The sequence below is a fragment of the Rivularia sp. UHCC 0363 genome, assembly GCF_034931125.1.
In the GTDB taxonomy this organism is placed as follows: domain Bacteria; phylum Cyanobacteriota; class Cyanobacteriia; order Cyanobacteriales; family Nostocaceae; genus Rivularia.
Window position 1 is genome coordinate 79246 of sequence record NZ_JAYGHM010000016.1, and the last position, 20684, is coordinate 99929.

The window sequence follows — 20684 nt, forward strand, 5'->3', positions numbered from 1 at the left end:
TGAAGCACGGAATAAACCTCGGTTGTAGTAAAACTCAGCATTCTCTTTAGCCTGTGCTAAAACGCTTGAACCCAAAGCATTAGCTGGTTTTGCTGATAGGAAGATCGCGTTGCTCCCAATTATAGATAAAGCAGAAATTGTCGCGAGAGCTTTAAATAATTTCTTCATGATATTCTCCGTATAAATCCTGAGTTCTAAGTTATCTATTTGCTTATCAACTAAGTAAATAAGTTTTACGAGAAACTCCACCTACGAAACGACCTAATGCTACAATTCTGCTACCTAACCAGAGTCACGCTCATTACACCCTTAAGCCATCTTTCCCTCTGTACAGTTACCATAATACTTTTCCATACTGAAGACACAAGTATCTATAATTACCTGTAGATAAAGGATCTGTTGAGAGGTCTTTCCATTGCCTTGTTCTAGGCAGGACTGTACCGAAACAGATAAAATGTATGCTAAGAAAACTTAAGAAACTGAAAACCTTACCTATCAATAGTTTCAGTAAGTGTCACAGAATAAAAACTTTTTGAATTCAGCACAAAGAGTAGTTGAAAAAATCTAAGGATACGTTCGGCTGAAAGCTTTAGAAGGTAAGCCTCTTGGCGATTAGTCTAATTGCTTAACTTAAGGTACATTTTACCCGCTTCGGCACAGTCACCCCTAAAGCTCCGCTTATCGCATCGACAAGTCGAGCTAAATAAAAGACCCAACAAAGAAAGCGAGTCAATGACTGTAACTCGCTTTCTTGCTGGCTTTTTATTTTTATCTATTTTTTGGATTCGGCAGTCGTTTGGGGAACACTCTCAGACTCGGTTTTCCCAAACGACTGCTTGTGCATCCGCTGTCACGCGCTCCCGTTGCTCCCATTCCCGTCTCTGTATAAAAATACCAAGTTATTTAACTTAAAATCATTGAATTAGAGCGTACAATAAATTCCGATTGCTGCAATGGTTATTAATAGAAAAGTCAAAAATGCGCCTGCAAAATTTTTTGTACCCAATAATTGGTCATTTCTACCTCCTGTCAGAAATAAAGACCAGGCTTGATTTTGATTGATTTTCTGGAAGTTGTTAAAACTAGCTCGAAAAACAACTGGTTCAAGCAATTCTTTGTTGTCCATGTTACCCCTTTAAAGTTTACTCAGATTCAAGAACTGATTAAGACTACATATCAATCAAAGGCATATTTTTTCATCTACTAAGTAAAGAAATTAGCAGAATTTAATAAAATAATATGCAAACTTTAAGTATTCGTTATAGATGTTGCATCATTTATTTTGGCACGACGCAAATCTGCTTCGTTCAAACTTGTCTTAACTTAAATCGGTTGAAGTTTTTTACGGGCTGCATATTTGCTTAAAACTTAGTTAGCACCCATATTAGCGACTTAGTATAGTGTAGTATTGCCCCTGCTAATACACTATTATTATAACTTAGTTTTTCTATCTTTTACAATTGAACAAATGTTAGATAGTTATTCTTTTCTCAAATAATTCCTCACTACTAATTCTGAATACATTCAATCAAAATATATTATTTTCCATAGTAACTTTCGTTTTTTAAAATAATAATAAATAATGAATATATTCAGCCGACGATATATGATTATGTGGTCTATATATTGCTAAAAAAGTCGCACCCACATTCAAAATTACCCCCGTGCTTATTAACTATTATTTGATAGCTAATTGACAACCCCAATCCCGTACTGTAATTTGTATCGCGGGTGAAAACGTGTTTAATTAGATACTGGCTATACCTACGCCATTTACTGAAAACTGTAATTTAAATGTAATAAAAATACTTGTAAGTTTCGACTCACAATTTAATAATGGTTCAGAATAGCTGATGCTTAGAGAAGATTTAGAATCTATTCTAAATAATCAATAATCCTTTATTAGATATCTCTGAGGACTAAGCTTTATTAATGGATTTACAAGGGTTTGAAATTAATTTTCGCAGAGGTATATTAGATATTAGTCTCCGGAACTTTGTATCTCTCATATTTCAAGTTTTCATAAAGATTTTGGAGAAAAAAGCATCGTGAAATTACTTTCTAGTCATGTCTTTAGGTTATTAGGTTTTAGCGCCTTAACTTTATTTATTACAAATGGTTGCAGTACTACCGTATCTGACAAAGCTTATGATGATGCCTTGGATCGGAACCGCGATCAGACAGGAATCGAGTTTAGTAACTATAATCGCCGCCAAGAATTAGTTAATGACCCTAACACCATCTTGTGGTGTACGTTTTCTCTGGAAAACCCAAGTTCTCCCTTGGTGACAATTCCTGTGCAAGGTAAACTCACAAGTAGCGGCAAACGTCCTTTCTATCAAGATGAAGCATCTACAACTCCTGGAAGCGATGGCATGTTCGGGTCATCCGGTGAATATCGTTATGGTTTTGGTCCTGGTGGTATAGCAGAATACTATGAACTCGACGGACTTGCCAGTTTCTGTACGACACAACCTACTGTTTGGCATCGCCAAGAGACCAAGATTATACTTGAAGTCGATCAAGTTTTAAACAAAGCTACAGTAGCAGCTGAGAAAGCGCTACGAGAGGGTAATGGAGCAGCTGCTCGTACTCTCCTAGAGAAGGCAATCAAGTCCCAGGAACAACAGTAGTCAGCAAAGTATTACAGCTTGTAGGTTGGGTTAGACACATTTGCAAATTTCGTTTGTAACGCGAATTGATATGGTGTCGTAACCCAACATCCACGTTTCTGAACAATTGAGATATTTAAGAATACCCCCAATTTAATCATTTTACTAAGTCCTGTTAATCTTGGGTTACAGCGCTTTGATTAATTTCTTGTTGAGCATTATTATCCTTCGTGCGCCGCGAAGCCAACCTACGAACTACGAACTTACCTTTGCGTTTCTCTGCGTTAAAAAAATAGATTACTGCAACGACAAAGGGTTTGGTATAATTTAGCGCTAAAGTGCAACTACAAACCCATGAATAAAATAATTCTAGATACAGACCCCGGTGGTGATGATATATTCGCTTTATTATGGCTGCAAAGTTTAGTCAAACAAGGGTTAGCAGAATTAATCGCTGTTACTACTGCTGAAGGTAATATCAGTTCTAAATTAACCTTTATTAATGCTAGTAAAGTTTTGAGTTTAGGAGGCTTTGAACAAGTCGAATTAGGTCGAGGAGTAACGGTTAAAAATTCTCACGTTGCCGATGCTGCTCATATTCACGGTATGGATGGGATGGGTAATATTTCTCATAATTTACCTCCAGTGAAACATGATTTTGACAGTGCAGCTTATTCGGATGATTTAATTATAGATAAACTTAATGCTCATCCTGGAGAAATCACTATCCTTGCAGTTGCACCTTTAACTAATTTAGCGGCTGCGGAAAGTAAAAGTCCCGGTATTTTAAAAAAAGCGAAAGAAGTTGTCATCATGGGAGGTGCTTTTAAAGTTCCGGGAAACGTTACTCCTCATGCTGAGTTTAATATTATATATAATTCTGAAGCCGCAGAAAAAGTATTTGCTAGTCGCAATGATATTGTCGTTTTACCTTTAGATATTACTCAAGAATTAATTTTTACTCCAGAAATGGCTGAGGATATTACCCGTAATTATCAGAGTCATTTAACTAAGTTTATATCTGACTTGTGCAAATTCATGACAACAGCGAACTTACGTTATCGTCAAACTAAAGGAATCAAAGGTTTTCTGGTTCATGATGGTGCTGCTGTCGCTTATTTATTTTATCCCGAAACTTTATTCTTTCGTCGCGCTCAAGTAGAGATTGAAACTCAAGGTCATCATACTTTGGGAAAAACTCTTTTTGATGATAGATTTAATCCTAAAACTGATGCTAATGCTTGGGTTGCTTTACAGGTTGATCGAGTTAGCTTGTTAGCGAGTTTAGTTGAAGATTTGAATTTTTTGTGTATGGAAATTTAGATAAACAGTTGTCATTGCGAAAATTTCACCTTCAAGGAAAATACTAAGTACTCGTGCAAAATAAATTAAGCATTTTGTCTGGGGAGGGAATAGGGAATAGGGAATAGGGAATAGGGAATAGGGAAGGTTTATATAACTCACGAGTAATTATATAAATAATTTTGCGTTAGTACTTAAAGGTCAAAGGTTAAAGGCAATAATCATCAATTAGTTATCATTTACTCACTCGTGACGAATTCAAATAATTGGAGATTGTGATATCAGCGTCATTTAAGACTGTAATTATATTGCCCGTAAGTAAGTGCTATGAAAAACTTAAAATTTGATAATTTACCTTTAACCTTTAACCTTTAACCTTTGACCTTCAACCTTCTAACTACCTTTAACCTTTAACCTTGTATTTATCTTCCCAACATACCTTTAATTTGATCGAGAATACTAGTACCACCCCAAATTAACGCTGCGAAAATAGAAGTTACTAAAATTGTAGCTATCAAACAAATAGTTAAACCTCCCAAACTAATTGCACCGTCATCTTCTAATAAACCAAATCCGGTGACAAAAATACCGATCGCAGGTAACGTATTTGTTCCAGGGACGGGAATCATCATAAAAATCGACATTAAAGCGATCGCAAGTCCTATAATTACTTTTCCGGGTACAGTAGTACAAACAAACGGCAAACGGGGACGACTTACCGCTTCAATCCTCCGTAACCAAGGAATCCCGGCTTTGATAAATTTGCGTGCGGTTTCAATTTTAATCGGACGCTTGGCAAATTTTGCGGGCAACCAGGGTTCTTTACGACCTATAATTAACTGCACTGCCAACACTACCATGAGAATCCCGAAAGGAATTGATATAACTGGTGCGGGAAGCGGTAAAGCTGAAGGTAAAGACAGGATAACGAACAGAAAACCGAAAATTCTTTCCCCTGCTAATTCCAGAACATCTTCCAAAGTTATCGTAGTATTAGTACGTTCTTCAAAGAAAAAGCGGTTCAATTCGTTGGAAAGTTTAGCCATAAGATTATTAACAGCATTTAGATCGGTACAATATACAGTCTGAAAATAAACTATACCGGAAGCACTACCTGTTTTCACCATGCAAAGATACTTAAAAGTGATTAAATTATTTTGGAGTGCTGCGATCGCGGCTGAGATGGAGTACCGTGTCAACTTTGTTATTGCGACTCTCAGCAGCGTAGGAAACCTTGCAGGTAGCTTGTTTAGCTTGTTTTTGTTTTATCGTACCGGCTATACTTTCTCTGGTTGGCAATGGGAAGCGGCTTTGATAGTCGTGGGGATTTACACTTTATTACAGGGCTTTTCAGAAACCTTTCTGGCTCCCAATTTAAACCGCATCGTGCGTCACGTACAGGAAGGAACCCTCGATTTTGTGTTACTAAAACCCATTCACAGCCAATTTTGGCTTTCTTCCCACACTATTTCACCTTGGGGAGTCTCGGATTTAATTTTTGGTAGCATCATTATTATTTATGCAGGTAATCGTCTCGGTTTGGGAATCACCGATTATCTTGCTAGTATTCCACCTTTATTTTTTGGTTTAATAATTCTTTATAGCCTATGGTTTATGCTGGGAGCCACAAGTATTTGGTTCGTGAAAATATACAACGTTACTGAAGTATTGCGGGGATTGATTGAAGCCGGAAGATATCCAATGGTAGCTTATCCGGCGGCTTTTAGGATATTTTTTACTTTTGTAGTTCCAGTTGCATTTTTAACTACGATACCGGCAGAAGCGATGCTTGGTAGAAGTCAAATTGTTTGGGTAATAGGAGCGGGGATTTTAGCTTTAGTGTTGTTTTTTGTTTCTTCGAGATTTTGGCGGTTTGCGTTGAGATTTTATACTAGTGCTTCGAGTTAGAATAATCAACAGCTTTACCTCGTAAAGTTCAATTTTCAAACGTCTGTCCGTAATTCATCTAAAGCCATGTTGGTAATTCCTTAAGCTTACCGTCGCGATGATTTCGGATTACCGCATCTTTCAATTGTCTTTTGTAGGAACAGTTTTTATATGTTCCCGAAATTTCTTCGTGATGAGTATCGAAAGTGTAGTCTGAGCTTCCTTGTTGTTTGTCCCACCCATCTTCATGTCGTCGTCGTTCTCGCTCGTGACTACCAGCAATTCTATCTAACACCTCTAACGTTGTGCCATCGCTATAAAGTTTAATGCAATGGCTGTGACTCGAATCACTTTTAATGTAGTAAGTAGCAATTGGTTGACTATTGTGCTTATACATTCCACTAATATAATTAGAGTTATAAATGTTTAATAATTCATAATTCATACTTAGTAAAGGATATGACAGCACATAATAAATCAGATTTTGTATCAAGTGTAGATACTCACTTTCTTCTCAATAATGTTAAATCTGGTTTGGTGAAGGTTCTAGCAAAAAATAATAATTACTCAGCTATTCAAGAAGTTAATCTGCTAATTAAACAAACTATTGTTTTACCTAAAGGATAAACAATAAAATATCTTTTGAAAGCACTAATTAAAAATCAGATTAAATCCATCTAAGCGATTTCCTAAATAACCGAAAATATTTATTCGAGAGGGTATTTATCAAATGAACGTTGAGATATAATAAACCCGGTTTATGCAACAGCGATTAAATATAATAAAAAGGATTAAAATGGATATAAATCTTTTGAACGATCTCTCTCAATCTCTTTCCTTTGCTTTCTCTGCGTCTAGTAAGGTTTTTTTATCATTTTTCCTTAATTTTCATATCAAAATAATTAAACAAAGGCAAAAAATACAGATAAAATGCAAAGGGAATGAATCCATAATCTGTCATCAAAATAGTTGCCGGAACCAGCCCAGCAATATTCCAAGGAATCAAGGGAGAAAGTACAACTACAGAATTTTCTAAATCCACTGCAAGCTGATAATTATCTAACCCATTTTTTTGATAATTATCTTTCACTAACTCTTCAGTTAAAAGAATTGCAATTGTTTGAGTGCAACCAAATGCTGCGGAAGCTATTCCTATAATATTCGTTCCTAAAAACAAATTAGACCTAGATTTAGCTTTTTTGAGATATACTTCTACAGATTCTAAAATTTGAGTCCCTGCGAACAGTCCAGCAAATGCTGTAGAGATAACAACGACCAAAGACACTTTAGCCATAGAAACTATACCACCTCCAAGGATGATATTTTTCAAGCTACTATCCTCTGATAATTCAAACCCTAGAAACATATATCTAACAATATCGAAGAAAGAATAACCTTGAATAAAAATACTAATAAATAAACCAATTAATATACTTACCAGCATCGATATTTTTATTTCCACTCGCAATAAAGCAAGTAAGAGAATAGCAAAAGCTGGCAAAAGTACAATTGGATTGACGTTAAATAATCTAATAATCTCAGAAGTAATATTTTGCTGTTCAAATTCTACAGGGTTAGCAACAGAGATAAGTAAATAAACTATAGTAGAAGCAATTAAAGGTAAAAAAGTTGTTGTTAACATCCTTCTGATATTAATGTGGATTTTCGTTCCGGTAATTATCGCAATTAGATTTGCACTAGAGGACATAGGGGAAGTGCGATCGCCAAAATAAGCTCCAGAAATAATAGCACCAGCAGTAAGATGAGGATTTACGCTACTACCGCTTGCCATAATCATTAAAGCAATCCCAATTGTACTTACAGTTCCGAAAGAAGTTCCAATTAATAAAGAAACAAGAATAGTCAATAGAAAGGCTGAAACGATAAAGTAGGAAGGGTTAATTATTTGAATACCATAATAAACAATAGCCGGTACCGTTCCTGCTGTCATCCAGATTGCTATGACTGCTCCAATTAATAGCAGAATGTATATAACTGAAAAAGATTTCTTACTACCAGCCCAAGCTAGAGCAAATAGTTTATTTACCTTAAAGCCTCTTTTAAGAAGTAAGAAAAATAAAGCAGTCATAGAAACTAGCAAAGGATAAACAATAAAATATCCCTTGAAAGCACTAGTTAAAAGTAAGACAAACGAAAAAACCAAAAACAATATTAAATCCATTATCTAATCGGTAATTTATTAAAATATTAGGCAATAATCAAAAACTGTTTATACTTATATCTTCCAGCGTTCTTAATAACCGCCTTGGAATAAATTCCCAGGCTCAAAGTCAAAGTCTGATAAATCAGACTGGGTAAGCCTGAGTTAATTCGCCACCATATAGGTGAATCCTAACTAAATTTCTCTCCCCCTTCTCATAACGCTCTAACAATTTCTCAACACTTATCATCATCTGTATAACTCCAAAACAAGCTATTTATCTCTACCTCTTTCCTCTGGGCCCTCCGCGTCTCTGCGGTTTTTTCTTCATATTTCTTCCTATTCCCTACTTCTTAAAAAACTGCCAAAATCAAGATTTAGATATTCCAACACATCTTCAACTTTATCTACAACAATATGCGCTACTCCGAAAAAAGGAGTAATTTCTGGATTGCTAGGAAGATAATTTAATAATCTATCCCCAAAATTATCGCAAAAAGATTCCTCATCAAACCTGTATTTTTCAGATTTATATTTAGGTGGAATGCTAGCAAGCACAAATGCATAAACTTTAGAATTACTTACATCGGTTAACAAAGAATCCCAATCTGGTCTTTCATCTGCAAAAAATAAATCATAGGGATTAAAACCAAAAGCATATTCCGTTATATCAGGAAGTGAAACTTGTCCAAACCGCAACGGATTCAATTCAATAGGAAAAAGATTGCTGTTACTAAGTCTAAACTCAAAATGAAACGGAAAGCGACGCATCCCTAGCTTATTTCCAATATGCTCCAATACCTGGATCGTCGGCTCTATTGTTTCAGCTACCACTTTTTTAGATGTGTAATATACCGTATCGCTAACATCCAAACTAGATGCAAAAGGATGTTGATAAATGCCAGTTATTACCGTTTTTCCGTTAGCATTCCAAAAACCATCGCAAGCAAATTCATCACCATCGACGAATTCTTCCACAAGGAAAGAAGAATCATTTAACATCGCGGGATTCATATGTTCTTTAGCTATATCAATATCTTTAATAACTGAATCAACCGCTTTTTCCCACTGTTGTTGTCCGTGTACAGTGCGAATACCTATAGAAGCAGTTCCTAAACTAGGTTTTAATACAACCGTTTCAACTTCTTCAGGTAATCGAAAATCTAGCAGATTATCCCTTGTAAGCTCTACATAAAATAAGTTTGGATATAGCTCTTTTACTAATTTACGGAAAGTAGCCTTATTTTTAAAAGCATTAACTTGATTTAAACGTTGCTGTGGAAGATTTTCCAGAATAAAAGAAAGACTTGCTTCCCAGTTCATAATTGCGATCGCGTTTTCATTTTGAATCAAAGACACTGCTTCTGCATCTTGAAGGATATTAATTGTTTCTGGTAGAGCAGATGTTGGTGGCTGTACATATACGGGAATATCACAAGTTTGGATTGCACGTAGTAAGGTCGGAGAAATCACAGGACCGGAAATAAAGCAATAGTTTGAGCCTGCTGGTTTGATGTTTTGATTCATTAGTGTTTCTCTTAATACCTGCTACGAAAATATGTAAACTTGTTATATCGCATGGAATTACATTTAAATTACCTTAAATTTTTACCTAGTAGTTAAAATAATCTGGTTAAGAACAGGACTTACGCAAAGCAAAATTGTCATTGCGACCGAAACGGAGTGTAGGGAAGCAATCCCAGAGTTTTGCGGGATTACGTCGCTGTCGCTCGTAATGACGTAATTACGTTATTTTTGCGTAAGTCCTAAAGAATAACAAAGGTTCTTTAATTTATAAATGTTAAATGACTGCACCTGATGAGTTAATTAAAATTCTTGACCGTATCCTTGATGGTAGTCGCGATGAAAGCGATATTGCTTTACTGCGACAATCTCTTGAAACTGATGCTCAAAATCAAGTACAGTTAGCGAAAAACATAGTTAATGCAAATGAAATCAACGGACTTTATATTGGCGATCGCACTTATCATGCTGCGGACGCTGAAACCATTAAAGCTGTTATTTTAGAAGCATTACCAGAGATAATTAAAAGAATTGGTGCAGAAAAATCTCTTCAAATTACATCTGAAAATATGGATTTTTGCTTTAATTGATGCTCAACTGGCAGCAAAAGCGTGTAAGGTGTCTAATTAAGCAGGCGAAGAGTTGTTACATTGACAAATGAAAGTCCGTAAAATTATTAAACTGATAGAAGAAGATGGTTGGTATCTTACGAGAACTAAAGGAAGTCATCGTCAATACAAGCACGCTATAAAATCAGGTTTGGTCACAGTTCCAGGAAAACTATGAAAACTATCCGATGATTTGGCACTAAGTACATTAAATAGCATTTTGAAACAAGCTCAATTAAAAACAGATACAAAAAGCGAAGAAGCTGAAGAAACAAAAGAAGAGGAAGAAAACTAATGCGTTATGCAATTGTAATTGAGAAAGCAGCTAATAATTATTCAGCTTATGTTCCAGATTTACCTGGATGTGTAGCAACTGGTGCAACTATTCAAGAAGTTAATCAGCAAATTAAAGAAGTTATTGCTTTTCATTTAGAAAGCTTACGAGAAGAAGATTTATCTATTCCCGAACCGACTACTTTATGTGAATATGTAGAAGCTTCGTAATCTGTTTTTTCAAAACGGGATGCTTATAATACTACAAATAGCCAATTAATAGATTATATGGACAATTTAATAGCACGCATATAAACAATAAAGGCAACTGATACCCAATCTTGATTAAAAGCCCTCTTATAATCCAGCCCACACAGGTAGGCTTAGTTTTTGTAGCCCAAGGCTTCTAGACTTTAAGTAAAGATTAATTACAACCCTTCAACTCTCTACTCCCTATATTTACTTATCCAACCGCAACAAAGTATCAACCAATTTACCAGAACTTACAACATAAGTACCATTAATTTCATTATCAGAAATATCCACACCACCTCTAGTAAAACAAAGCATCGCAGTTACCCATGTCGCACCTTTTAACCGCTTGACTTGTTTTGCTTGTCCTTTAACTTTATGAATCAAATCACCTTCTTTAAAATCATAGATATTTTTACCGTAACGTCTTCTTAAACTTCCGTTTTCAGATATTTTCGTTCCACCATGAGATTTCACATCAACAACATACCAATTACCTTTGGGAGAATGTAACACTACATCTGCATCTCCCCATTTTTGAATTTTCAAATTATATTCAATTTGCCATCTTTTACCTTCTAAAATTTTTAATAAATCCGCTACTTTAGTTTCAGCTTCAGCACCACGTTGAGCATCACCCGCTCGTTTTTGAAAATGTTTTCCGCTATGATATAAGTAATATGAGCCACTTATACCTGCTAATAACAGTAAAATTCCGGGTGAAGAGGTAGCGAAAATACTGAATAACCATATCGTAACTATTAAAACACCCGCAGCCAGAAAATAACGCATCATTGCCGATCGCTGTCGTTTTCTAGCTAGTGTACGGATATATTCCCCCGGTTGCTTAGTTTTTAATGACAATTTTTTAGTTTATTTAAATATAATTGAAAGTAACTATTGATAACTAATAATTTCACAGCATATTTTATTGCCAAATTTTCTGCATATTAAGCACAAACCCAGATAAAACATCTTCTCCATAAAGGTTAGGAGGCAATTTTAAAACTTCAACTTGTCCCGGACGATAAATTTCTACTTCTTGTTTTTTCCTATTTATCAACCAACCCAAACGACACCCATTTTCAACATATTCCCGCATCTTATCTTGAAGTTTTTTCAAGTTGTCGAAGGGTGACATGATTTCAATTACAAAGTCAGGATAAAGAGGAATGAATTTTTCTTTTTGTTCTGGATTTAAACCATCCCAACGAGACTTTTGCACCCAAGAAACATCTGGCGATCGCTCTGCACCTGATGGTAATGTAAATCCAGTTGATGAATCAAAAACCTCACCTAGTTGATTTTCTTCGTTCCAAAACCATATTTGACTATTGATATTAGAATTACTTCTGCCCGTTTCTCCTCCGGTTGGTGGCATTAGAATTAATTCCCCTTGAGCGTTACGTTCTAGTTTTAGTTCCGGGTTACTTTCACAAAGTTGATAAAACTGTTCTGGAGTCAGTTTGATGATCGGATTTAAATTTAAAGTAAGTGAAGTCATAGGATTTTAGATTTTAGATTTTAGATTTTAGATTAATTCGTCATAGTAGTTATTCCCAATTACCAATTACCAATTACCAATTCCCGTTCCTAAGAACTAGCATAATCTAAAACTCTCTCCCAACCCCAACGCCAAGCAGTTTCTATCAACATTTCTTTACCGTTAAGAAAAACGATATATTCTTTTCCTTGCTCATAAACAATATCGGCTACCAGTTGATTCCTTTTGTCATATCCCCATTTGTTTGCAGCACCTTCCCACCACTTTTGCCCTTGAGATTTTAAAATAGGTTGATTAAGATATTCGTCTTGCCATTGCCTTGGTTTCCATTTTTCATTCAAGGCTGTAACTAAAATCATACTGGGGCGAATTTCATGATGCTGTTCGTGCAACCATAATATATAGCTAATTGCTGCTCTTAAAGCATCTTCGAGTCCATCAAAACATCCTTCTAGCGCATCCCTTACATCAGCACGCGAGAAATTTACACCAGCAGTAACTAAAGCTTTTTCGTAGCGTTTAAATACTTCGTACTCTATCGAATCTTTATCGTATAACCACACATTCAATTATCCTCGGAAAAATAACGAAATAACAGAAATAACATCAATTTATTTAATAGAAATATATTCTTTTTAACTTTTCATCTACGAATTGCTATAAGAATATTTTGCCGCCATACCGCTAGAAAAACAGTTCAATTGTGCTAATTCTTATTGAATTATTTCAAGCCATACGTATAATAGTACGTATTGATATATTGTGACTAATTTTTTTTACTATTGAATTGAGCATTTTTCCTCATGTGCGTGCCTTATGGGTATAAAGAGCTATGAATAATATTTACTCAGATGAATTGATTACAGCCACCGAGCTTAATCGTCAACCCGGACGTGTTTTGGATAAAGCATTAGAAAATCCAGTCACCATTACTCGCAATGACCAGTCTTTTGCTTTACTGCGGCGTGAAGATGTAGCCTTATTTGTGAAAGCTGCCCAACGTAGTAAAGAAATTGTAGAACTTTTAAATACTGCTTTCCGTTTATTACTAAAGCAAAAAATTGGAAGCGAGCATCCTTATGGTTGGTTGAGAGTATTTGAATCAGATGAATTGAATGAGTTTATTGATGAGCTAATATCAACATATCGTGTAGTTGATTTATCCGAAAAAGCTTGGGATGAGCTAGATGCAATTATTTATGAATGGCATGAGAGCGCTTTGGCAATATCTAATCCCGAGTTAGAAGCAGCTTTTAATCAGAATCACGAAGTTGAGGAAATAGTTTTGTCCAAACCTCAGAATGAAAATGCTGCTTGAGCGGTTTATATGTCAGAAAATACTCCAGAAGAAACTACAGAAAATATTGAACCACCAGAAGTAAAGCTAACGGTTCCTGAATTGTCTGAGACATCTGAAATATCCGAATGCGAGATTTGGTTAGTGGTAGCCAAAAATCGTCGTGTCAATCGAGATTGGGAAGCATTAATGCAGCGACACCCTGAAAATTCTAGCCGTTGTTATCATAATTTATGTACGGCAGCTACAACAAGACAACCAGGACGTATTTTTCCATTAAAAGGTAAGAAATATAAAGGGGTATGGGAATATGAGGTTAGTAAAGGTGACAGAGTATTTTACGTTCCCGATGACAAACAACTAAAAGTTGTTGTTTTTTATGCTGGAAAACATATTCAACCCGCACCAACACCTTAAATTACTTCAACATTTCCCTTGAAACCCCAATTTCGGGTAAAATCAACTTCTAGATCATCTGCGAAGGGGAGAAAACAAGGGTGCTGACACTCGGTGTAAATATTGACCATATCGCCACAATTCGACAAGCGCGGCGCACGGTGGAACCCGACCCAGTAGCGGCTGCGGTGCTGGCTGAGTTGGGCGGTGCTGATGGAATTACCGTACATTTACGTGAAGACAGAAGACATATTCAAGACAGAGATGTGCGGATTTTGCGAGAAACTGTAAGGACTCATCTCAATTTAGAAATGGCGGCTACCGATGAAATGTTGGCGATCGCACTCGATATTAAACCCGATTATGTAACTCTAGTACCAGAAAAGCGGGAAGAAGTCACTACGGAAGGCGGTCTAGATATTGTCGGTCAAATGGATAAAATCGCCAATATAGTAGATAAACTACAAAGTGTGGGTATTCCCGTAAGTTTGTTTATTGATGCTGATAAATCACAAATTGAAGCATCTGTCAAGGTTACGGCTAAATTTATCGAACTGCACACGGGAAGATATGTAGAAGCGAAAGACGAAGCCAGTCGGCGTAAAGAATTGGATTTATTAGCATCAGGTACTCAGCAAGCGAGGATGGCTGGATTGCGGGTAAATGCCGGACACGGACTGACTTACACCAACGTTTACCCCGTGGCTTGCATTGAAGGCATGGAAGAACTTAATATCGGTCATACTATCGTCAGCCGAGCCGCATTGGTCGGTATGGAAAGAGCGGTACGAGAAATGAAGCAAATTATGCATGGGAAACAGTGAACAGTGAACGGTGAACAGTTAAAAGTACAAAAATCTTGATAATTGATAATTGTTAATTGTTAATTGATATCAGAGGGGTTGAAACTGCGGAATTCGGTCAAGTAATTGATATATAACCCGGATATTTGTGACATGAGCGCAACACAATCTCAAGATTTACCCCTATGGGTACAAGAAAGAGAAAAGGTAATTGCAAATAGCATCGATAATGAATGGCGTGGTGGAAATCCTCCAGATTATTCTGAGTCGGATCGTGGTTTGGCTACTGAGAGTCAAGCTAATCATCCGCAGGGTTCCCTGGCTGCTCTTGTGGAAAACTTAGTGCGAAATTTTGAGTTAGAAGCTTCTTTTAAAACCGATACTAAACAGTGGTTATCGGTTGTTAACGATAAGTTTCGCATGAGTAGTAATGGTGGGGAGCAATTCACTGCTGAAGATGTTTCAGAAAATGGAACTTACAACTTATTTATCGGTGAAGCTGAAGAATACAAAGCAAGTGAGGAAAATTTCCTATCATCGGGAAGACTATTTCGCAGCGCATTTCCGAAAGGATTTTTATGGGAAGTTTTAGAAGTTTACAGTTCTCCACCAAACGTTACATTCAAATGGCGACATTGGGGAACTTTTAACGGTCCATACAAAGACTATGCTCCTACAGGGGAAGTTGTGGAGATAATCGGAATGAGTATTGCCAGCGTGACTGATGACTTGAAAATTGATTCTGTGGAACACTACTTTGACAATAGTCAGTTTTTCGCAAAGCTGACGAGTAATGGAAAGCATCGAAGCGATCGGTCAATTTGGTCTGCAATTAAAAGACTTTTTGGAAGAGAAAAGCAAACCACACCAAAACTAGCAAGTAGCTGTCCATTTAAAAAATTAGCTAGTTCAACCAATTTTTCTAATTAAGTTACCTTCGGACGCAGTACTATAAGCTGTGTCCCAATCAACTATTAAATCTACAAAGAGTGACAATGCAAACATACTATTACGCAATAGCTTCTCAGCGTTTTTTATTGGAGGAAGAACCTTTAGAGGAGGTTTTAAAGGAACGTACTCGCTATTATCACGAACAAGAAAAAGAAATTGATTTTTGGTTAGTTAAACAACCAGCTTTTCTGGAAACCTTTTCAATGTCATCGGTAAAAGCGAAATGTCCTCAACCCGCAGCAGCAGTTGTTTCTACCAATCCTCAATTTATCACCTGGTTGAAATTACGTCTGGAATATGTAGCGACTGGTGAATTCCAAGCCCCTTCATCGGAAATTCCCGATGCTTTAGCAAGTCTTGCTGCGGTTTCTTAATTGCACCGAGAAAGTCAAGCTAAATAGGAGGTTTCGCTGCGAGAAGAAATTTTGATAAAGTCTTTTAACTGTGGTGTGTGTTTTAGGAGAATACAATCGATGAATTCAGCTATTTTGGGTAAATTTAAAATACCAACCGCTTTTATATTATCAACAGTTGGTTTACTTAGCGGTATAAATTCTGTGGCTGCTCAACAAAACCCTCCCACTTGTCAAGCTCCCAGAGGTGGTGAATATCTTTTATTGGTAGTCAGTCCCACGACAGATAATCAAACTCAATTAAAGCGCGTTTTACCGGCACAAATTAGTACAAGCACTTGTAAATACCTTAGCGATACAGTCACTCGTATCGGTGGATTTAAAAATATTGATGATGCCAATCGCTGGGCAAGATATATCAAAGATTCTGCTGGGTTGTCTGCAATAATTACTACTAGACCTACTGAGACACCAACGCCCACTCAAGCAAGTACGGTCAGTTATAAACCCCGACGTTTGGGAACTGGTTACGCCGTATTAGTAGATTACTACAATCGCCCTCAATTAGTAACCGACGTTCGCAAAGTAGTCAATGCGGATGTAGGTTTTGTTGCCTATGGAAAGCGACCTTACTTGTTAGCAAATTATACCAGCAACCAAAAAGAGGCTTATCAAACCTTAGACGAACTTTCAAAACGCGGTTTCTTCGCCATCATTGTTGATAGCCAAAAAGTAATGTTACTGCGATCCGCCGTACAATTACCTAATTAGCAACTGCGTGTGCGTAAGCGCAGATTCGCGTAGCGTCTCCAAAAGAGAAGGAGAAATTGCGAACTGCGAATTGCGAATTGCGAATTGCGAATTGATTAATAAGCTGCTTGTGCTAACCAGGAAATAGTCACACCTAAAGCCGAACCGGCTATAACTTGAAAGGGTGTATGTCCGAGTAATTCTTTTAATCGCTCGGCGGCTATTTCTGGGTGGTCGTGAAACATTTCATCGATCACCTGGTTGAGGATGCGTGCTTGTTTTCCGGCAGCTTGACGGACTCCAGCAGCATCGTACATGACGATGATGGCGAAAATTGCAGCTAAAGCGAATTCGGGAGAAGCCCAGCCGATAGATTGTCCGACACCAGCCGCTAATGCGGTGACTAGGGCTGAATGAGCGCTGGGCATTCCTCCAGTTGTTACTAAAACACTTACACTCACTTTACCATTCTTGATTAACTCGATTAGCAGCTTTAAAGCCTGAGCGACGAAACAAGCTATTAAGGCAACCAGTAGTACGTGATTGTCAAAGATATTGCCTATGTCTTGCATGGTATTACGGTTGAATTAGGGTAATATTAGCAGCGGTTGTGTACGTGAGTAAGTGCGGGATACTACTTAATATCCTCCCAATTGGAATTGAATTAGTGACTGCGACTGGTGATGAAGTAAGCAAGGGCAATTAAAGGTTTAGCTTGTCTAAAAGTTTCTAATTGAGCGCAAGCGGCTTCAACAAGCAACTGTGCTTGTTTTTTCGATTCTTCCAGACCCCAAAGACTAGGATAGGTAACTTTTTGTGCTTTTTGGTCTTTGCCCGCAGTTTTACCTAACTGTTCTTGGGTCGCGGTGATATCCAGAATATCATCAACTATCTGAAATGCAAGTCCAATATTTTGAGAATAGCGTTCGAGTCTTTGTATTTCCGAAGGAGATGCTCCCGTCAAAATAGCGCCGCAAACGACACTAGCTTCTAAAAGAGCGGCTGTCTTGTGGTTATGAATAAAATTCAAAGTTTCCAGAGGAACATCTGTCTTACCTTCCATTTCCAAATCTACGACTTGACCACCGACTAAACCAGCAGCACCTACCGCACGTCCCAAACGAGCAATTACCTGTAAAATTTGGGTTGCTGGTACGTTTTGGGTATGAGTTGCTACATACTCGAAGGCATAAGCTAACAACCCATCTCCGGCTAAAATTGCCACATCTTCGCCGTATACTTTATGGTTAGTTAATTTACCCCGACGGTAATCATCATTATCCATTGCCGGGAGGTCATCGTGAATCAAAGACATGGTGTGAATCATTTCCAAAGCGCAAGCCGTCGGCATTGCCATTTCGATAGTTCCACCAGTCATTTCACAAGTAGCTAGACATAAAATCGGACGCAACCGCTTACCTCCAGCTAAAAGAGAATAGCGCATTGCTTCATAAATTTTCTGGGGATAAACAATTTCAATCGACTTATCCAAAGCAGTTTCTACAAGCTGTTGTCGTTCCTTTAGATAAACCGATAAATCAAACTTTGATTGTTTTAATTCTGGTGAACTTTTCGATAAATTATCAGCTGCAACCATTCTAAATTTCCTTATTTTCCTGTGTTAACTCAAACTTTTAACTATTTGCTGGTAATTGGTAATTGGTAATTGGGCATTGGGCATTGGTAATTGGTAATTGGGCATTGGTAATTGGTAATTGGTAATTGGGCATTGGTAATTGGTAATTGGTAATTGGGCATTGGGCATTGGTAATTGGTAATTGGTAATTAGTTTCTCCCCATCCCCTTATCTCCCCATCTCCCCATCTCCCCATCTCCCCATCCCCTTATCTCCCCATCTCCCCATCTCCCGTTCACTGTTCACTGTTGACTGTTGACTGATAACTGTTAACTGTATTTTCTAACAACATGGCAACAGTCATGGGTCCGATACCACCGGGGACTGGGGTAAGGAAATCCGCGACGGTTGCAACTTGATCGAAGTTGACATCACCGATTAAGCGACTTTTGCCGTTTTCGGAATTTATACGGTTTATCCCCACATCTACCACAACTGCGCCTTTTTTCACCATTTCGGCAGTAATTAATTCTGGAATGCCTACCGCAGCGATGAGGATATCGGCATTTCTGGTAATATCTGGTAAATTTTGGGTACGCGAATGAGCCATAGTAACGGTAGCATTAGCTTCTAATAACATCATCGACATGGGTTTACCTACCAAAATCGAACGACCCAGAACTACCGCTTGTTTTCCTTCTAAGGGAATGGAATATTCCTGCAACAAGCGCATTACTCCCGCAGGAGTGCAGCTGCGTAAACCCGGTTCCCCCCTCATTAATCTTCCTAGATTTAGCGGATGCAGTCCATCTACATCTTTATCGGGAGCGATCAGGTGTAACAGAGCCACACTATCCAAATGAGCGGGGAGAGGTAACTGTACTAAAATCCCATCAACTCGTTCATCGGAGTTTAAACTATGAATAACTTCCTCAAGTTCGGTAAAACTAGTTTCTGCCGGAAAATGTCGGTTAAACGAAGCAATACCCACCGATTTACAAGCTCGTTCCTTGTTGCGGACGTAAGCAGCACTAGCGGGGTTGTCACCAACCATCAATACTGCTAAACCTGGGGGACGACCGACAATAGATTGTAGGACAGCGATCGCGATCGTCAGTTGTTCGTAAATCTTTAACGAATAAGCTTTACCGTCAAGCAGTTTTGCTGTTTTTGTTTCCATGAGCAATTTTTATCAAGTAAATACACCACGGCATCCACCATATTTATCTTCTCAGATAGTTTGCTGTACGCTGAATAGAATTTTTTCGAGAAAGAACTTAGTATTGTGCAGGAACTATATATATGAAAATTACGACGAACCAAGCACTGATGCTTAATCCGATGGTACCTACAATGCAACGAGTTAAACAGTGTTTGCCAAATTTATGGTTATTGCGGTTGGGGTTAGCTCCTTTATTAATATCGGGACTATTGGGTTGCAATAATTTAAACGAATACGGAATTAATGCCATTGGCGTAAATGTAACTTCGATTAGCGAACTCAAACCGCAAAAAAGCAATAACGATCCTGTTTACGTTCAAGGGAAGGTAGAAAGAAAAGTACCTTTGCTAGAGCAACAAATGTACCAGATAGATGACTCCACTGGCAAAGTTTGGGTATTAACTAATCAGAAAGGTTGGAAATTAGGAGATAAAGTTGTAGTCAAAGCGTTACCTCGGTACGAAAGTATCCCCATTTCTGGGACGGAGTTAGGGGAGCTTTACTTAGAAGAGAAGTAATAATTAATTAGGTAATAGGTAATGGGTAATAATCAAGATACACAGGTGCATCATGTGGCGATCGCAATTCTCTACAAAGACAACAAATTTTTAATGCAGTTACGGGATAATATTCCGACCATTATTTATCCAGGTTATTGGGCATTTTTTGGCGGACATATAGAACCGGGTGAAACTCCAGAGGTCGCGGTGAGACGAGAAGTTTTAGAAGAAATTAGCTATATCCTACCAGAAAAGATATATGAATTTGGTTGCTATAACTCGGAAACAGCAGTACGTCATGTTTTCCACGCACCCCTAGAGGTTGAATTAGATAAATTAGTTCTCGGTGAAGGTTGGGATATGGGTTTGGTAAGCCCTGAAGAAATTCGTAAGGGTAAATGTTATTCCACAGCAGCAGGTGAAGAAAGACCTTTGGGTGAAGTGCATCAGCAGATTTTGCTGGATTTTATGAAATTGCCCCATGCCTAATTCTCTTTTTCCAAAAAATAATTCACAATCCGTCCGGAATTGATCAAAGTAATGTGGAAGTAATAATCAGCTTGACGAATTATATAGCCAATTTTTATAACGAAACCGGGGAACTTCACTTATAACCCTGCTAATTATTGAAAGCTCAGTCTTTATGGCTGGGCTTTTGACATTTTTACTTGGGGATTGGGAATTCCTTCAATGAATATACGAAAAATGGGTGA

General features: G+C 37.6%; 27 protein-coding genes. 15 read left to right on the forward strand and 12 right to left on the reverse strand.

Annotated elements, in window-relative coordinates; all coding sequences use genetic code 11:
• Positions 1 to 922: 922 nt before the first annotated feature.
• Positions 923 to 1126: a hypothetical protein gene (locus VB797_RS11535; protein WP_323237820.1), complete on the reverse strand. Its 204-nt coding sequence runs from the start codon at positions 1124 to 1126 to the stop codon at positions 923 to 925.
• A 922-nt stretch (positions 1127 to 2048) separates the two neighbouring features.
• Between VB797_RS11535 and VB797_RS11540 the strand changes: the two genes are divergently transcribed.
• Both VB797_RS11540 and VB797_RS11545 read left to right on the forward strand, forming a co-directional pair.
• Positions 2049 to 2633: a hypothetical protein gene (locus tag VB797_RS11540; protein WP_323237821.1), complete on the forward strand. Its 585-nt coding sequence runs from the start codon at positions 2049 to 2051 to the stop codon at positions 2631 to 2633.
• A 333-nt stretch (positions 2634 to 2966) separates the two neighbouring features.
• A complete protein-coding gene (locus tag VB797_RS11545; protein WP_323237822.1) occupies positions 2967 to 3935 on the forward strand; it encodes a nucleoside hydrolase in 969 nt (322 codons plus the stop codon).
• Between the two features lie 401 nt (positions 3936 to 4336).
• Here VB797_RS11545 and VB797_RS11550 read toward each other — a convergent pair whose 3' ends face one another.
• Positions 4337 to 4960, reverse strand: a complete 624-nt coding sequence (locus VB797_RS11550; protein ID WP_323237866.1) for an exopolysaccharide biosynthesis protein — start codon at positions 4958 to 4960, stop codon at positions 4337 to 4339.
• 79 nt (positions 4961 to 5039) lie between these two features.
• On the opposite strand from VB797_RS11550, the gene VB797_RS11555 reads away from it, so the two are divergent.
• The gene (locus VB797_RS11555) at positions 5040 to 5822 is read left to right on the forward strand and encodes an ABC transporter permease (RefSeq protein ID WP_323237823.1); all 783 of its coding nucleotides are present in this window, start codon (positions 5040 to 5042) and stop codon (positions 5820 to 5822) included.
• Positions 5823 to 5880: 58 nt separating this feature from the next.
• Here the strand turns inward: VB797_RS11555 and VB797_RS11560 are convergent, their stop codons facing one another.
• Complete coding sequence (locus VB797_RS11560; RefSeq protein WP_323237824.1) at positions 5881 to 6198, reverse strand: hypothetical protein; 318 nt, start codon at positions 6196 to 6198, stop codon at positions 5881 to 5883.
• A 62-nt stretch (positions 6199 to 6260) separates the two neighbouring features.
• Here VB797_RS11560 and VB797_RS11565 point away from each other — a divergent pair, with 62 nt between their 5' ends.
• Positions 6261 to 6428 carry a hypothetical protein gene (locus VB797_RS11565; protein WP_323237825.1) on the forward strand — a complete coding sequence of 56 codons (168 nt, stop codon included), beginning with the start codon at positions 6261 to 6263 and terminating at the stop codon, positions 6426 to 6428.
• Positions 6429 to 6672: 244 nt separating this feature from the next.
• Here the strand turns inward: VB797_RS11565 and VB797_RS11570 are convergent, their stop codons facing one another.
• Positions 6673 to 7983, reverse strand: coding sequence for a Na+/H+ antiporter NhaC family protein (locus tag VB797_RS11570; protein WP_323237826.1), 1311 nt, complete (start codon positions 7981 to 7983; stop codon positions 6673 to 6675).
• 318 nt (positions 7984 to 8301) lie between these two features.
• On the reverse strand, positions 8302 to 9489 hold the full coding sequence (locus VB797_RS11575; RefSeq protein ID WP_323237827.1) for an ATP-grasp domain-containing protein: 1188 nt from the start codon (positions 9487 to 9489) through the stop codon (positions 8302 to 8304).
• 278 nt (positions 9490 to 9767) lie between these two features.
• Between VB797_RS11575 and VB797_RS11580 the strand changes: the two genes are divergently transcribed.
• The 3 genes from VB797_RS11580 to VB797_RS11590 all read left to right on the forward strand — a co-directional run bounded on the left by VB797_RS11580 (position 9768) and on the right by VB797_RS11590 (position 10598).
• On the forward strand, positions 9768 to 10076 hold the full coding sequence (locus VB797_RS11580) for a hypothetical protein (protein ID WP_323237828.1): 309 nt from the start codon (positions 9768 to 9770) through the stop codon (positions 10074 to 10076).
• A 67-nt stretch (positions 10077 to 10143) separates the two neighbouring features.
• Positions 10144 to 10272 (forward strand): type II toxin-antitoxin system HicA family toxin, encoded by a 129-nt coding sequence (locus tag VB797_RS11585; RefSeq protein WP_323237829.1) that lies wholly within the window; start codon positions 10144 to 10146, stop codon positions 10270 to 10272.
• A gap of 116 nt (positions 10273 to 10388) precedes the next feature.
• Positions 10389 to 10598, forward strand: coding sequence for a type II toxin-antitoxin system HicB family antitoxin (locus tag VB797_RS11590; RefSeq protein ID WP_323237830.1), 210 nt, complete (start codon positions 10389 to 10391; stop codon positions 10596 to 10598).
• 228 nt (positions 10599 to 10826) lie between these two features.
• On the opposite strand, the gene VB797_RS11595 is transcribed toward VB797_RS11590, so the two are convergent.
• The 3 genes from VB797_RS11595 to VB797_RS11605 all read right to left on the reverse strand — a co-directional run bounded on the left by VB797_RS11595 (position 10827) and on the right by VB797_RS11605 (position 12686).
• Positions 10827 to 11483: a nuclease-related domain-containing protein gene (locus VB797_RS11595; RefSeq protein WP_323237831.1), complete on the reverse strand. Its 657-nt coding sequence runs from the start codon at positions 11481 to 11483 to the stop codon at positions 10827 to 10829.
• 64 nt (positions 11484 to 11547) lie between these two features.
• Positions 11548 to 12123: a Uma2 family endonuclease gene (locus tag VB797_RS11600; protein ID WP_323237832.1), complete on the reverse strand. Its 576-nt coding sequence runs from the start codon at positions 12121 to 12123 to the stop codon at positions 11548 to 11550.
• Between the two features lie 89 nt (positions 12124 to 12212).
• On the reverse strand, positions 12213 to 12686 hold the full coding sequence (locus VB797_RS11605) for a hypothetical protein (RefSeq protein ID WP_323237833.1): 474 nt from the start codon (positions 12684 to 12686) through the stop codon (positions 12213 to 12215).
• A 269-nt stretch (positions 12687 to 12955) separates the two neighbouring features.
• Here VB797_RS11605 and VB797_RS11610 point away from each other — a divergent pair, with 269 nt between their 5' ends.
• The 6 genes from VB797_RS11610 to VB797_RS11635 all read left to right on the forward strand — a co-directional run bounded on the left by VB797_RS11610 (position 12956) and on the right by VB797_RS11635 (position 16694).
• On the forward strand, positions 12956 to 13441 hold the full coding sequence (locus VB797_RS11610; RefSeq protein WP_323237834.1) for a hypothetical protein: 486 nt from the start codon (positions 12956 to 12958) through the stop codon (positions 13439 to 13441).
• 9 nt (positions 13442 to 13450) lie between these two features.
• Positions 13451 to 13837 carry a hypothetical protein gene (locus VB797_RS11615; protein ID WP_323237835.1) on the forward strand — a complete coding sequence of 129 codons (387 nt, stop codon included), beginning with the start codon at positions 13451 to 13453 and terminating at the stop codon, positions 13835 to 13837.
• A gap of 80 nt (positions 13838 to 13917) precedes the next feature.
• Positions 13918 to 14640, forward strand: coding sequence for a pyridoxine 5'-phosphate synthase (locus VB797_RS11620; RefSeq protein ID WP_323237836.1), 723 nt, complete (start codon positions 13918 to 13920; stop codon positions 14638 to 14640).
• Positions 14641 to 14772: 132 nt separating this feature from the next.
• Positions 14773 to 15549, forward strand: a complete 777-nt coding sequence (locus VB797_RS11625; protein WP_323237837.1) for a SnoaL-like polyketide cyclase — start codon at positions 14773 to 14775, stop codon at positions 15547 to 15549.
• Between the two features lie 65 nt (positions 15550 to 15614).
• Entirely contained in the window at positions 15615 to 15944 is a 330-nt protein-coding gene (locus tag VB797_RS11630; RefSeq protein ID WP_323237838.1) for an MgPME-cyclase complex family protein, read from the forward strand.
• A gap of 99 nt (positions 15945 to 16043) precedes the next feature.
• On the forward strand, positions 16044 to 16694 hold the full coding sequence (locus tag VB797_RS11635; RefSeq protein ID WP_323237839.1) for a hypothetical protein: 651 nt from the start codon (positions 16044 to 16046) through the stop codon (positions 16692 to 16694).
• A gap of 95 nt (positions 16695 to 16789) precedes the next feature.
• On the opposite strand, the gene VB797_RS11640 is transcribed toward VB797_RS11635, so the two are convergent.
• The 4 genes from VB797_RS11640 to folD form a co-directional block, all read right to left on the reverse strand.
• Complete coding sequence (locus tag VB797_RS11640; RefSeq protein WP_323237840.1) at positions 16790 to 17245, reverse strand: divergent PAP2 family protein; 456 nt, start codon at positions 17243 to 17245, stop codon at positions 16790 to 16792.
• 92 nt (positions 17246 to 17337) lie between these two features.
• Positions 17338 to 18270 (reverse strand): geranylgeranyl diphosphate synthase CrtE, encoded by a 933-nt coding sequence (crtE, locus tag VB797_RS11645; RefSeq protein ID WP_323237841.1) that lies wholly within the window; start codon positions 18268 to 18270, stop codon positions 17338 to 17340.
• A gap of 37 nt (positions 18271 to 18307) precedes the next feature.
• Entirely contained in the window at positions 18308 to 18505 is a 198-nt protein-coding gene (locus tag VB797_RS11650) for a hypothetical protein (RefSeq protein WP_323237842.1), read from the reverse strand.
• A 39-nt stretch (positions 18506 to 18544) separates the two neighbouring features.
• A complete protein-coding gene (gene folD, locus VB797_RS11655) occupies positions 18545 to 19429 on the reverse strand; it encodes a bifunctional methylenetetrahydrofolate dehydrogenase/methenyltetrahydrofolate cyclohydrolase FolD (RefSeq protein ID WP_323237843.1) in 885 nt (294 codons plus the stop codon).
• Positions 19430 to 19551: 122 nt separating this feature from the next.
• Between folD and VB797_RS11660 the strand changes: the two genes are divergently transcribed.
• Positions 19552 to 19989, forward strand: a complete 438-nt coding sequence (locus tag VB797_RS11660) for a hypothetical protein (protein ID WP_323237844.1) — start codon at positions 19552 to 19554, stop codon at positions 19987 to 19989.
• Between the two features lie 21 nt (positions 19990 to 20010).
• Positions 20011 to 20460 carry an NUDIX hydrolase gene (locus VB797_RS11665; RefSeq protein ID WP_323237845.1) on the forward strand — a complete coding sequence of 150 codons (450 nt, stop codon included), beginning with the start codon at positions 20011 to 20013 and terminating at the stop codon, positions 20458 to 20460.
• Positions 20461 to 20684: the final 224 nt, after the last annotated feature.